Origin of the sequence: Pseudonocardia sp. P1 (assembly GCF_000178675.2) — a bacterium.
Classification (GTDB): domain Bacteria; phylum Actinomycetota; class Actinomycetes; order Mycobacteriales; family Pseudonocardiaceae; genus Pseudonocardia.
In genome coordinates this window covers 4,567,153-4,580,525 of the sequence record NZ_ADUJ02000001.1, presented here as the reverse complement: position 1 = coordinate 4,580,525, position 13,373 = coordinate 4,567,153, and the positions used below count along the sequence as shown (strand labels likewise).

The 13,373-nt window shown below is 76.6% G+C and carries 9 protein-coding genes; 1 reads left to right on the top strand and 8 read right to left on the bottom strand.

Annotated features, from left to right (window positions below; genetic code table 11):
• Window positions 1–399 precede the first annotated feature (399 nt).
• Window positions 400–1,926, top strand: coding sequence for a M28 family metallopeptidase (locus PP1_RS21155; protein ID WP_083697390.1), 1,527 nt, complete (start codon window positions 400–402; stop codon window positions 1,924–1,926).
• 31 nt (window positions 1,927–1,957) lie between these two features.
• Here PP1_RS21155 and PP1_RS21150 read toward each other — a convergent pair whose 3' ends face one another.
• The 8 genes from PP1_RS21150 to sucC form a co-directional block, all read right to left on the bottom strand.
• Complete coding sequence (locus tag PP1_RS21150; RefSeq protein ID WP_083697235.1) at window positions 1,958–3,604, bottom strand: DNA polymerase Y family protein; 1,647 nt, start codon at window positions 3,602–3,604, stop codon at window positions 1,958–1,960.
• On the bottom strand, window positions 3,601–4,698 hold the full coding sequence (locus tag PP1_RS21145; protein WP_212592123.1) for a hypothetical protein: 1,098 nt from the start codon (window positions 4,696–4,698) through the stop codon (window positions 3,601–3,603). The genes PP1_RS21150 and PP1_RS21145 overlap by 4 nt, the downstream gene beginning before the upstream one ends.
• 453 nt (window positions 4,699–5,151) lie before the next feature.
• Window positions 5,152–6,714 (bottom strand): bifunctional phosphoribosylaminoimidazolecarboxamide formyltransferase/IMP cyclohydrolase, encoded by a 1,563-nt coding sequence (purH, locus tag PP1_RS21140; RefSeq protein WP_010225768.1) that lies wholly within the window; start codon window positions 6,712–6,714, stop codon window positions 5,152–5,154.
• Entirely contained in the window at window positions 6,711–7,325 is a 615-nt protein-coding gene (gene purN, locus PP1_RS21135) for a phosphoribosylglycinamide formyltransferase (RefSeq protein WP_010225770.1), read from the bottom strand. Before purN ends, purH begins: the two co-directional genes overlap by 4 nt.
• A gap of 189 nt (window positions 7,326–7,514) precedes the next feature.
• The gene (locus PP1_RS21130) at window positions 7,515–9,329 is read right to left on the bottom strand and encodes a cell division protein PerM (RefSeq protein ID WP_075314701.1); all 1,815 of its coding nucleotides are present in this window, start codon (window positions 9,327–9,329) and stop codon (window positions 7,515–7,517) included.
• A 207-nt stretch (window positions 9,330–9,536) separates the two neighbouring features.
• Window positions 9,537–11,018 (bottom strand): hypothetical protein, encoded by a 1,482-nt coding sequence (locus PP1_RS21125; RefSeq protein WP_075314703.1) that lies wholly within the window; start codon window positions 11,016–11,018, stop codon window positions 9,537–9,539.
• Between the two features lie 153 nt (window positions 11,019–11,171).
• Window positions 11,172–12,059 (bottom strand): succinate--CoA ligase subunit alpha, encoded by an 888-nt coding sequence (sucD, locus tag PP1_RS21120; protein WP_010235746.1) that lies wholly within the window; start codon window positions 12,057–12,059, stop codon window positions 11,172–11,174.
• A 5-nt stretch (window positions 12,060–12,064) separates the two neighbouring features.
• The gene (gene sucC, locus PP1_RS21115; RefSeq protein ID WP_256385587.1) at window positions 12,065–13,258 is read right to left on the bottom strand and encodes an ADP-forming succinate--CoA ligase subunit beta; all 1,194 of its coding nucleotides are present in this window, start codon (window positions 13,256–13,258) and stop codon (window positions 12,065–12,067) included.
• Between the last annotated feature and the right edge of the window lie 115 nt (window positions 13,259–13,373).

Here is a 13,373-nt window from a genome sequence, read left to right as displayed (position 1 = left end):
CTCCCCAGCGCCGGTCGGCCCCGCACGGCGGTACCGGATTCCTCCACGGCACCGGCCGCTCCCCAGCGCCGGGCCGCGGGGCCACCCGGAGGGCCCTGTCGGATGTCGGCGGGCTGCTCGCGAGTGCCTCACCGACAGGACCGAGTCCACCAGCCGAACCTGTGGAAGTCCTGAGACAGGACCGTGAACCGACCGTGGATCCGCTCCGTTCGTCCGGTTCCCGGGACACATCGCCCGATCGGGGACCCCGTGTCGAGATCGAGAGTTCACGACACGTCCACACCTGATGACGGATCCTGGTGCGACGCCGTGCACCCGGACCGTGTCCGGCCGCGCACCACGAGCACCGGACCGCCGGTGCCGACGACGCCCGGGACCGGGCCGGACAGTGGGGGGACCATGAGGACGGCAACGACGGGAACGACGCCGGGCGGCAGCACCCGGCGCCGGGTGGCCGGTCGCCGCCTGGCTCGGGTGCTCGGAGCCGGTGTGGCGGTGGCCGCGCTGGCCGCCTGCGCGAACGTCCCGGCCGGACCGGGCACGGCCGTCCTCCCGCCGGGGGCCGCCGGCACCGACGGCGCCGCGCCCCGGTCCGATCCGGGCCTGCCCGCCCGGCTGGCCGGGGCGGTGAGCGGTGACGCCGCCTACGCCCACCTCGAGCAGCTGCAGAAGATCGCCGACGCGAACGACGGCAACCGGGCGATCGGCACCCCCGGCTACGACGCGAGCGTCGACTACGTCTCGCGCACGCTGCGCGAGGCGGGCTACGACGTGCAGACGCCGTCGTTCGACGTCCGCACCTTCACCGCGGGCGACGCCCGGCTGACGGTGGCGGGCGCGCCGGTGCCCACCGAGGTGCTGAGCTTCTCGCCGGCCACCCCGCCCGGCGGCCTGACCGCACCGCTGTCGGTCCGGCCGCGCGCCCCGCAGGACCCGAGCCCGGGGTGCGAGGCCGAGGACTACGCCGGGATGCCGGCCGGCGCGATCGCCGTCGTCGAGCGGGGCGTCTGCGAGTTCGGTCAGAAGTCGCGGCTGGCCGGGGCCGCCGGAGCGGTGGCCGTGATCGTCACCAACACCGAGGACGCGGCGCTGCCCGCCACCCTCGGCGAGACACCGGGCGTCGTGCCGACCGCCGCCGTGCAGAGGACCGCCGGCGCCGCCCTCCGGGACGGACAGCAGGCCACCCTCCTGCTGGACACCACGATCCAGCAGCAGACCTCCCGCAACGTGATCGCCGAGACGAGCACCGGTGACCCGGACCGGGTCGTGATGGCCGGGGCACACCTGGACTCCGTGCCGGAGGGCGCGGGGATCAACGACAACGGCAGCGGCAGTGCCGCGCTGCTGGACGTCGCGCAGAAGCTCGGCGCGGCCCCGCCCGCCGGGCAGAAGGTGCGTTTCGCCTGGTGGGGCGCCGAGGAGATCGGCCTGGTCGGGGCGACGCGCTACGTCGAGTCGCTCTCGCAGCAGGACCGGGCGAAGGTCGGGCTCTACCTGAACTTCGACATGGTGGCCTCGCCGAACGCGGCGTACCTGGTCTACGACGGCGACGACTCGGACCGCCTCGGCGGCGAGGCCGGACCGCCCGGTTCGGGGGCCGCGGAGCAGGTCCTGACCGAGTCGCTGGTCGCCGCCGGTGTGCAGGGCCCGGAGGGCACCGCGTTCGACGGCCGCTCCGACTACGGCCCCTTCATCGAGGCGGGGATCCCGGCGGGCGGGCTGTTCACCGGCGCCGAGGAGCGGAAGACCCCGGAGCAGGCGCAGAAGTGGGGCGGGACGCCCGGCCAGTCCTACGACGCCTGCTACCACACGCCGTGCGACCGGCTGACCAACATCGACCGGGTGGCGCTGGACCGGAACGTCACGGCGATGGGCAACGCGATCGGTCGCTTCGCGGTGGACATGACGGGGGTCCCCGCCCGGTAGCGGGGCCCGCGTCCCGGCCGTCCCGGCCGTCTCAGTCGTAGACACCGGCCACCTCCCAGCGCGTCCCGCGGTGGACGAGCAGCAACGCCGCGCCGTCCGCGAGCGCGACCTGCAACCGGGCCGTGGGGCCGGGGGCGTCGGGGGCCCACCAGCGGGTGTGCACCGGCCAGGGGCCGGCCCAGCCCGCGATCTCGCGGTCCGGACCACCTCCACCGGAGATCCGGTGCGGGTCCCCGTCGAGCAGGTCCGGGGCCGGCAGGGACACCTCGGAGCCATCGGCGTCGAGCAGCCGGACCGGCGCCGGGTCCGGCAGGACCGTCGCCGGTGACGGCGCCGGCAACCGGCCCGGCCACGACGCCGGCGGATCCTTCGGCACCCCCGACCGCGGGGGTGCCGGCGCCTCGACGACCCGTTCCTCACCCCAGGGCACCAGCCGGACCCGCTCCCCGGGATCCCGGCCACCGGTCGGGACCGCGGTGACCACGGACTCCGGGCCGAGCAGCGCCTGCACCCGGACCAGCGCGCGACCGGCGCGTTCGTCGTTCTCACCGACGTCGCCCCACAACCCGCGCTGCAGCGCGCCGGCCACCACGGTGTCCTCCGGGGTGAGGCGCAGGGCGACCAGGGTGCCGGAGCCGCCGCGGCCGAGCCACGAGTCGAGCTGCCAGCGCACCCGGTCGACGGTGCCCGCGGGAGTCAGCGGTTCGGCGCACCGCCACACCCGCAACAGTTCCTCTCCGCTGTCGGTGCGGGCGTGCACACCGAGCCGCGTGCAGGCCAGGCCGTGCCCGGCGAGCGCCTCGTGCAGCCGGGTGGCCAGCCCGCGGGCGGCGAACGCCGCCGCGTCCACCCGGTCCACCGGCGGATCCAGCTCGATCGCCGCGGCGAGCTCCTCCGGCGGGACCCGCCGCACCGGAGGCCGCGGATCGAGCCCGCGGGCGAGCCGGTGCGCCGCCACCGCGTCGGCACCGAACCGGGAGGCGACGTCGGCCTCGGTCAGCGCGCCGAACGCACCCAGCGACCGCAGCCCGAGCCGGCGCAGGAGGTCGATCAGCGCGGAGCGGTCGGTCTCCGGGTCCCGGTCGAGCTCGGCGACCTCCAGCGGCGCGAGGAACTCCGCCGACCGGCCGGACGGCACCCCGCGCCCCCGGCGGGCGGCGAGCTCGGCGGCGAACATGCCGTCGGCGACACCGATCTGGCACTCCGTCGCGGCGTGCAGGGCGACCTGGTCGATCAGCCGCTCGATCGCCTCCCGCTCCCCGCCGAACCAGCCGACCGGGCCGCGGGCGGGCAGCACGAGCAACCCGGGACGGACGACCTCCACACCCGGCGCGAGCCCCTCGACCGCGGCCGCGACCGGCTCGAACAGCCGGGCGTCCCGCCCCGGGTCCGGTGCGAGCACCGCCAGGTCGGGACACCGGGCCTGCGCCTCGCGCCGTCGCAGCCCCCGGCGCACCCCGTGCCTGCGGGCGATGGCCGAACAGGCCAGCACCCGGTTGGCGTGGAACACCGCCGCAGGGCGGTGCGCCGGGACGTGGGCGGCCCGGGCCGCCGCGGTGACCGGCCAGTCCGGGGACCAGACCGCCAGCACCCGCGGGTCCGGCACCCGCGCCCCCGCACCGCCCGGCCCCCGGGCGGCCGGGTCGGCGACGTCCGCCGCGCTGCCCGCCGCGCTCATCCGGCCACCTGTACGACCGGCCGGCCGGGGAGCACCTGCCCGGGGGCGGCGACGGGCGTCGGCCGGCTCCCGGCCGGCACCTGCTCCGGGGCGGCGAGTACCGCCCCGCCCGGCCCCGGCAGCAGCACCTCGGCGCCCCGGCCCGCGGGCCCGATCCCGCGCCCGGACGCCCGCACCTCGATCCGGCGGTACCGCAACCGGCCCTCCCCGCGGCCCACGCCCTCCCAGCGTGGACGTTCGCAGTGCAGCCGCAGGTCCGCCCCGGGCCAGGACCCCAGCGCCAGCAGCACCGCCCCGCGCTGCCGGGCCCGCGCCGTCAGACGTTGCCGGTCACCGGCACGGAGCCCGGCCCGCTCCGGACCCGCCACCACGACCAGGTCCAGCCCGTCGAGCAGGGCCGCGGTGACCCCGACCAGGTCGGCACCGGGATCCGGGACCAGCGCGAGCCGGTCCAGCCGCACGCCCGCCTCGGCCGCGGCCGCCGCCCCCAGCCCGGGACGCCCGACGACACCCGCCCAGCACCCCTCCGCGGACGCCGCGGCGAGCAGCGCGAACAGCAACGACCCCGCGCCGGCGCCCGCGCCCACCGCGACCGTGGACCCCCGGCGCAGGCCGCCCGCCGGCAGCAACCCGGCCAGCGGGCCGGGGACCGGGAGCAGCGCGGCGTCGTCGGGATCGGCCGTACCGGTGGTGCGCGCGGGGCCCGCGTCGGCCGCCGTCGCCCCGCACCCGGGACGGGCAACCGGACGGGACCGCTCGACGTCGGCCCGGGTCTCCACCCGGTGCAGCACCTGCCGGGCCCGGGCGAGCCGGTCCGACACCGGCCCCCCGACCGGGCCCCGTGCCCCGTGGAGCGGCTCCCGCCCGCTCCCGGGGTCACGGGACCCGGCGAGCCCGGCCCGCGGTCCGGCCCCGGAACCGGCACGGCCCGCGGGGACGGGCTCCCCGTCCGTCCCCGCGCTCCGCACGCCGGCCCCGATCACCGGCCCGGCCGCCTCCTCCGGACCGGGATGCGGCTCCCCGGTCTCCGGGCGGTACCGGGGTTCCGGGCCCCCGCCCGGTTCCCCCGCACCGTCCGGCGCGGATCCGATCACCCGGCCCACCGCCGCCGCTCCCCCGACGACCGTGACCCTCTCGTCCGAGACCGTCCCGCTCGGCGCAGCCCTGCCCACACGGACCTCCCCCGTCGCACCGCGACCGGCCTGCCGACCGGTCGGAACCTGCCCGGCGCACCACGGGGAAGGTGGTGCGTGCTCGAACTGACGTTCGAATCATAGGGCCTGTGCCGGCCCTGCCGCAGCCCCCGGTCGGGGGATCCGTGGACCGACGCGGAGCACCGTCGCACGCACCCCCGACAGTTCCGGGCCGCGCACCCTCGCCGCGAGAGCCACCACCGAGGTGCCCCCCGCCGAGAAGCAGCTCAGCGTCGCCGTGGGGAGCGGATGAGCGCGCTGAGCTGCATCTCGACGGGTCCGCAGATCTGGGAGCAGACGCAGGACGGCCCGGACCGCGCGAGGCGGTCCGGGCCGTCCGGGACGTGCCGGGGATCAGTGGGCGAAGTGCCGCGTCCCCGTGAGGTACATCGGGACGCCGGCCTTCGCGCACGCGGCCACGACCTGCTCGTCCCGCACCGAACCACCCGGCTGCACGACGGCCGCGACACCGGCGTCGAGCAGCACCTCCAGGCCGTCCGGGAACGGGAAGAACGCGTCCGACGCCACGACCGCACCACGCACCCGGTCACCGGCCCGCTCGACCGCCAGCTTCGCGGCGTCCACCCGGTTGACCTGGCCCATGCCGACGCCGACCGCGGCGCCGTCGTGCGCGAGCAGGATCGCGTTCGACTTCACCGCGCGGCAGGCCCGCCAGGCGAACGCCAGGTCGGCGAGGAGCTCCGGGGACGCCGGGTCGCCGGTGACGAGCTTCCAGGCGGCCGGGTCGTCGCCGGCGGCGTCGACCAGGTCGCGCTGCTGGACGAGGACCCCGCCGGAGATCGGCCGCAGCTCGGTGCCGCCACGGGCGACCTCCCCCGGGATGCGGAGCAGCCGGACGTTCTTCTTGCGCTGCAGGACCTCCAGCGCACCGTCGGCGTAGGACGGGGCCACCACGACCTCGGTGAAGATCTCCGCGACCTGCTCGGCCATCGCGACCGACACCTCGCCGTTGACCGCCACGACACCACCGAACGCGGACACCGGATCGGTGGCGTGCGCCTTGCGGTGCGCCTCGGCGACGTCCGCGCCGACCGCGATCCCGCACGGGTTCGCGTGCTTGATCACCGCGACCGTCGGCCGGTCGCCGTGGTCGTGCGCGGCCCGCCAGGCGGCGTCGGCGTCGACGTAGTTGTTGTAGGACATCTCCTTGCCGTGCAGCTGCTCGGCACCGGCGAGGCCGGTGGCGCCGCCGTCGGCGTACAGCGCGGCGGCCTGGTGCGGGTTCTCGCCGTAGCGCAGCGCGCGCTCGCGGGTCCAGGTGGCGCCGAACCACTCCGGCGTCGCCTCGGTCCCGTCGCCCGCCGGGAACTGCTCGCCCATCCAGGTGGCGACCGAGACGTCGTAGGCGGCGGTGTGCCGGAACGCGTCCGCGGCCAGCCGGCGCCGGTCGGCGACGACGAACCCGCCGGCGGCGACCTGCTCCAGCACCCACTCGTAGCGGGACGGCTCGACGACCACGGCAACGCTCTCGTGGTTCTTCGCCGAGGCCCGCACCATCGCCGGGCCACCGATGTCGATCTGCTCGACGGCCTCGTCGCGGCTCGCGCCGGACGCGACGGTCTCCCGGAACGGGTAGAGGTTCGACACCAGCAGGTCGAACGGCGCGATGTTCAGCTGCTCGAGCTGCACGACGTGCTCGTCCTTGCGGGTGTCCGCGAGCAGCCCCGCGTGCACCCGGGGGTGCAGGGTCTTCACCCGGCCGTCGAAGCACTCGGGGAAACCGGTGACCTCCTCGACGGGCGTCACGGGGACCCCTGCGTCGGCGATCCGCTGCGCGGTGGATCCCGTCGAGACGATCTCCACACCGGCCGCGTGCAGCCCGGTCGCCAGGTCCAGCAGCCCGGCCTTGTCGTAGACGCTGATCAGGGCCCGGCGGACCGGCCTGCGCTCACTCACTGACTCACCTCGTGCGTTCTCCCGGCCGCGGCGAGACGCAGCACCGTCTCGACCAGCAGCCGTCGTTCCTCGGTCTTGATCCGCTCGTGCAGGACGGTCTCGTCGTCGGTCGGGAGGACGGGCACCTCCACCTGCGCGAGCACCGGCCCCGTGTCCAGCCCGGCGTCGACCTCGTGCACGGTCGCTCCGGTGGTCCGGACACCGGCGGCCAGCGCGTCACGCACGGCGTGCGCACCGGGGAACGCCGGCAGCAGGGCCGGGTGCGTGTTCAGCATCGGGCATCCGATCGCGTCCAGGAAGACCGGTGCGACCAGCTTCATGAAGCCCGCCCCGACGACGACGTCCGGCCGGTGCGCGACGACGGCAGCGGCGAGGGCGGCGTTCCAGGCGTCCCGGTCGGGGTGGTCGGCGACCCGCTCGACGAACGTCGGCAGCGCGGCCTCCCGGGCGCGGTCCAGTCCGGCCGCGCCGGGCCGGTCGGCGCCGACGGCCACGACCCGGTAGCCGGACGGATCGGCGGGCGACGCATCGAGCAGGGCCTGCAGCAACGTGCCGGCCCCGGAGACGAGTACGACGACGCGGAACGGTCCGGCCTGTTCCTGGGCGTGCACCGCTGTCCCTCCGACGCCGTCGCTGCGGCCGCGGTGGCGGCCGGTGACCAGCGTAGACGCGCGGGGCACCCCGCCCGGCGTCCCCCTGCTCCGGGAACGCTCCGCGCAGGCCCCGTCACCGTCGGCGTGATCGTCGCCGGGCCCGGTCCGGGCCGCGGCGGGGTGGCTGTCACCCTCCCGGCCCGGTGCTCAGCCGGTGGGGTCCCGGTCGTCGCCGCGGGAGCCCCGGCGGGGGCCGTCCCGGTCGGTGCCGGAGTCGTCGTGGTCGGGGTCGGCGGGGCCGTCGTGGTCGGCAGGGCCGTCGTGGTCGGCGTGGTCGGCGTGGTCGGCGTGGTCGGCGTGGTCGGTGTGGTCGGTGTGGTCGGTGTGGTCGGTGTGGTCGGCGTGGTCGGCGTGGTCGGCGGGGCCGTCGTGGTCGGCGGTGTCGGGATCACCGGGGCCCTCGTGATCGGGGTCGTCGTGCGGAGCGCCCCCGGCCCGCGTCGCCCCGTCGCCCACGGCCCCGGCGGGGTCACGGCGCCCCTCCCGCCGGACGCGCCCGTCCCGGCCCGCGCTCCCGCCGGAGCGGCTGCTCGCGCCGGACCGGCGGCGCCCCTCGACGAGATCGGCGACCGTCGACGACCGCTCGCGCCGAACCGCCCGCGACCCCGTGCCCGGGGCCCGGCCGGCCCGCCCACCGGCGGGACCGCCCATCGGCACGTGCCGGGCCAGCTCGGGTCCGGCGCAGGTCAGCAGCGCGGGCAGCCCCACCAGCAGCAGCACGGCGCCGAACACCGCCCCGGGGTGGAACGACACCGGGTCGTAGGGCCCGCCGGCGAGGGGCCCGCCGGCCACCGTGGCCAGCGCTCCGGCCCCGATCGCGACGACGACCGCCGCCGTCGCCGGGGCCGCCGCCCGCTCCGCCATCGGGGCGCCGTCCGCCAGCGCGCGGCGGCAGGCGAGCCCGGTCAGCACACCGGCGAGGACCGGGAGCAGCAGGACCAGGGGCGCGGCGGGCGGCACCGTCGTCACCGGCAGCAGGGCCGTGAGCGGGAACGCCGGGAGCGGCCCGGGCTCCGCGAGCAGCGGGCCGGACGTCGCGACCCCGACCGAGACACCCGCGCCGAGCATCCAGGACACCGCCCCGACCAGCGCGTTCGGCAGATACCCCACGGCGAGCACCAGGACGCCGAAGCCCGCTCCGATGCCCGGTCCGAGACGGGCAGCGGCGTCGCTCACGGCGGTCGCGGTGAGCAGCAGCGCCCCCGTCAGCACGAGCGCGCCGGTCAGCAGCAGGGAGGTCGCGGCGACCCGGACCCCGGCGAGCGCGGCTCCGGGCCACCCCGCGAGCACCCGCTTCCACGCGGCGGGCATCCCGCAGGCGTGGACGACGCCCGCACCGGCCGCGGCGCCACCGATCAGGCCGGCGCCGAGGAGGGAGGCCCACGGCGCGGTCACCGCCATCTCCTTGGGCAGCAGCGCACCCGCCAGCACGGCGACCGCGGCCGCCGCGCCCGCCTGCGCGGCGACGACGGCGCCCGCGTCGTGCCGGACCCGGCCACCCAGCCGCCGGACCGCCCAGCGGGAGAACCACGCGACGACGGCCACGATCACGAGGGTCGGCAGCAGCGGCAGCACCCCGAGCGGGCGGCCGTCGAGTGCGATCGGGATCTGGTGCGCGGCCAGCCACATCGGGACGGCGGTGGCCAGCGCGGCGTCGGCCGTCACCGGCACACCGCCGGTGCCGGCGATCAGCGCCGCGACCGGCACCAGCAGCGTGTAGCCGGCCAGCACCGCGCCCATCGTCGACGCGAGCAGGATCCGCAGGCGGTCGAGGCCGTTGCCATCGCCCGCGCGCCGGTCCGGTGCGGGCCGCCGGGTCGTGGCACGGGGCCGTTCCCGCTCGGCGACGCCGCCCCGGCCGTCGCGCGCGGCCGCGTCGTCCCGGGACCGGGACGCGCCGGGACCGGACGGCCGGGAGCGGGACGCGGGACGGCCGCGGGCGGGGCGGGGCGGGGTGCTCACCCGGTCAGGGTCGCAGCGCCGGGACGCCCGCGGCGGCAGGCACGCCGCACGTGCCCGGCCCCACGGGACCGCCCGGGTCCCAGCGGGACGCGGACGACCGGACAGGGCCGACGCGGGTCACGACCGGCGGGACCGGACACCCGGCGTCACGACCACCGGGCCGTGACGACCGGCGCCCCGGACGACCGGCGCCCTGGACGACCGGAGTCAGGACGACGGCGGCCGGCCGCCCCCCGCACGGAAGGCCCGGGTGGCGTCGTCGTCGGTCACCGGGGTCTGCCGGGCCGGGTCGTGCCCCGGCGACTGCTCCCCGGACGCCTGCTGCTCCGGCGTCCCGGGCTGCGCGCGGCCCCCGGCTGCCGACACGGCCGGAGCGTTCGGGTCCGCGGCCTGGCCACCGGGCCCGTTCTGCCCGGCCCCCGGGACGCCGGGCGCGGTCTGCCCGACCGCCGGCTCGCCGGGCAGGTGCTGCCCAGCGACCTCGTCGGGGGTGTGCTGCGCCGATCCCTGTGCACCCTGAGCCGGCTGCTCGGCGGGGCCCTGCTGCCCGAACTCCGCCGGCCCGGCGGGGCCACCCTGCCCCGGGGCACCCGGTGCGTCGGCACCTGCGGCCTGCTGACCGGGGACGGCGCCGCCGCCGTGGCCGCGCCCGGGGTCGGCCGCGCGCTCGCCGTAGGCGACCCCGGAGAACGCCCCGCCCGAGGCGGCCGTGGACGGCGCGTACGACCCCGGGACGGCCTGCCCGGCCCCCTGCGGCTGCTGCCCGTACTGACCGGGCTCGCCGTACTGACCGGGCTGCTGGCCGTACTGACCGGCCTGGCCGCCGTACTGACCGGGCTGGCCACCGTACTGACCGGGCTGACCGCCGGACTGGTCCGCCGCCGGGATGCCGTACTGACCCGCCGGAGCGCCGGGCTGGGCACCGGGCTGACCGGCCTGCGCGCCGTACTGACCGGGCTGCTGGGTGAACTGCCCGGGCTGGATCCCGTACTGACCCGGCTGGCCGCCGTACTGACCCGGCTGGCCGCCGTACTGACCCGGCTGGCCGCCGTACTGACCCGGATCGGCGGCGTACTGGCCGTGTTGGACGCCGTACTGACCCGGCTGCTGGGCGTACTGACCCGGGCCCTCGTGGGCTCCCGGGTGTCCGCCCCGGCCGGGGCCGTACGCGTCGTACCCGCCCGCCTGCCCGGGGCGGCCGTGACCGGGCTGCTGGGGCAGGCCGGGCGTCGCCCACGGCGGCTCGTTCGACGGCGCGTGCGCCGGCCGCGCCGCGCGCGGGGCGGGGGCGGCGAGGACACCGGAGAGCAGCAGCTGGCCGTAGAACAGGCCGGCGACCGACAGCAGCGCGAACGCCACGGCCACCCACCCGACGGCGCCGGCCGCGACCGGGCTGCCGCTGGCGGTGAACAGGAACAGCAGCGTCAGGAACCCGGTCCCGGACAGCACGGTCCCGGCGACGAGCACCCGGCCCGTCCCGGGCAGCAGCGACAGCCCACCCGCGATCCCGCCCGCCACGACCATGGCGAGCGCGTAGGCGGCGGCCGGGGGGAGCCCGAAGAAGGCCGTGACCAGGACGAGCAGCGCGGCGGCCGCGCCGCCCAGCACGGCGAGCCGCACCGTGCCCGCAGGTGGGGTCACCGCGTCGTCGGGGCCGGCCCCGGGGGAGGGCGGCTGGTTGCTGGACATGACGACTACTCCCGCTGGCGTCGGTGACAGGACTCCGGGCCGCACGCTAGTCGATTCCGCTCCACGGCCGGGTGACGCCCGACGGGCGCCGTACACACGACGACGCGCGGGCCCCCGGAGTTCCCGGGACCCGCGCGTCGTCGGTCGTACGCCCTACTTGGCGGAGAGGATCTCCTTCATGAGCGCGGCGGTCTCGGACGGCGTCTTGCCGACCTTCACGCCCGCAGCCTCGAGGGCCTCCTTCTTCGCCTGCGCGGTGCCGGCCGAGCCGGAGACGATGGCGCCGGCGTGGCCCATCGTCTTGCCCTCCGGCGCGGTGAAGCCCGCGACGTAGCCGGCGACCGGCTTGGTGACGTTGGCCTTGATGAAGTCCGCGGCACGCTCCTCGGCGTCGCCACCGATCTCACCGATCATCACGATGGCCTCGGTGTCGGGGTCCGCCTCGAACGCCTCGAGGGCGTCGATGTGCGTGGTGCCGATGACCGGGTCACCGCCGATGCCGATCGCGGTGGAGAAGCCGAACTCGCGCAGCTCGAACATCATCTGGTAGGTCAGCGTGCCGGACTTCGACACCAGACCGATCTTGCCGGGGCCGGCGATGTTCGCCGGGATGATGCCCGCGTTGGACTTCCCGGGCGAGATGATCCCGGGACAGTTCGGCCCGATGATGCGGGTCTTGTTGCCCTTGGCGACGGCGTGCGCCCAGAAGTACGCCGAGTCGTGCACCGGGATGCCCTCGGTGATCACGACGGCGAGCGGGATCTCGGCGTCGATGGCCTCGATGACCGCGTCCTTGGCGAACTTCGGCGGGACGAACAGCACCGACACGTCGGCGCCGGTCTCCTTCATCGCCTCCTCGACCGTCCCGTACACGGTGACGTCCTTGTCGCCGACCGTGTGCGTGGTCCCGGCCTTGCGGGCGTTGACGCCGCCCACGATGTTCGTGCCGGAGGCGATCATCTTCGTGGCGTGCTTGGTGCCCTCGCCGCCGGTGATGCCCTGGACGATGACCTTGCTGTTCTCGTTGAGGAAGATCGACATTTCTCTCAGGCTCCCGCGGCGTTCGCCAGCTCGGCGGCCTTGGCGGCCGCGTCGTCCATCGTGCCCACCACAGTGACGAGCGGGTGGTTCGCGTCGGCCAGGATCTTGCGACCCTCCTCGACGTTGTTGCCGTCCAGGCGGACGACCAGCGGCTTCGTGGCGTCGTCGCCCAGGATCTTCAGGGCCTCGACGATGCCGTTCGCCACCGCGTCGCACGCGGTGATGCCGCCGAAGACGTTGACGAAGACGCTCTTGACCTCGTCGTCGCCCAGGATGACGTCCAGGCCGTCGGCCATGACCTGCGCCGAGGCGCCGCCGCCGATGTCGAGGAAGTTGGCCGGCTTCACGCCGCCGTGCGCCTCACCGGCGTACGCCACGACGTCGAGGGTGCTCATGACGAGACCCGCGCCGTTGCCGATGATGCCGACCTGGCCGCCGTCGAGCTTGACGTAGTTCAGGCCCTTGGCCTTGGCCTTCGCCTCGAGCGGGTTCTCGGTCCGCTCGTCGACGAGCTCGGCGTGCGCCTCGTGGCGGAACGCGGCGTTCTCGTCGAGGGTGACCTTGCCGTCGAGGGCGATCACCTTGTCCTGCGGGTCACGGACCAGCGGGTTGACCTCGACGAGGGTGGCGTCCTCGGCGACGAAGGTCTCCCACAGCTTCACGATGACGTTCGCGGCCTCGTCGGCGACGGCGGCCGGGATCTTCCCCGCGGCGACGATCTCGTCGGCCTTCGCCTTGTCGACACCGGCGATCGGGTCGATCGCGATGCGGGCCAGCGCCTCCGGGCGCTCGACGGCCAGCTCCTCGATCTCCATGCCGCCCTCGGCCGAGCACATGGCCAGGAAGGTCCGGTTCGAGCGGTCCAGCAGGAACGAGAAGTAGTACTCCTCGGAGATGTCGCTGGCCTCGGTCACCAGCACCTGGTGGACGGTGTGGCCCTTGATGTCGAGGCCGAGGATGGCCTCGGCCTTCTCCTTGGCCTCGTCGGCACTCTGGGCCAGCTTCACGCCGCCCGCCTTGCCCCGGCCGCCGGTCTTGACCTGGGCCTTGACCACGACGGCGGTGCCCAGCTCGGACGCTGCGGCCGCGGCGTCGGCGGCGTTGTCCACGGTCTTCCCCGGCAGCACCGGGACTCCGTGCGCGGCGAAGAGGTCCTTCGCCTGGTACTCGTACAGGTCCACTCGGCTCTCCCGCTCCACTTCGCTATCGGCCGCGACCGGCGCGTCCCCGGGTTCCTCCGGGGGCGCCCCGCGCTGGGAGGCGGCAGCGGTCGCGGACGTCGGTCGTGCTGCGTCCGGGAGCCTAGCCACGCCG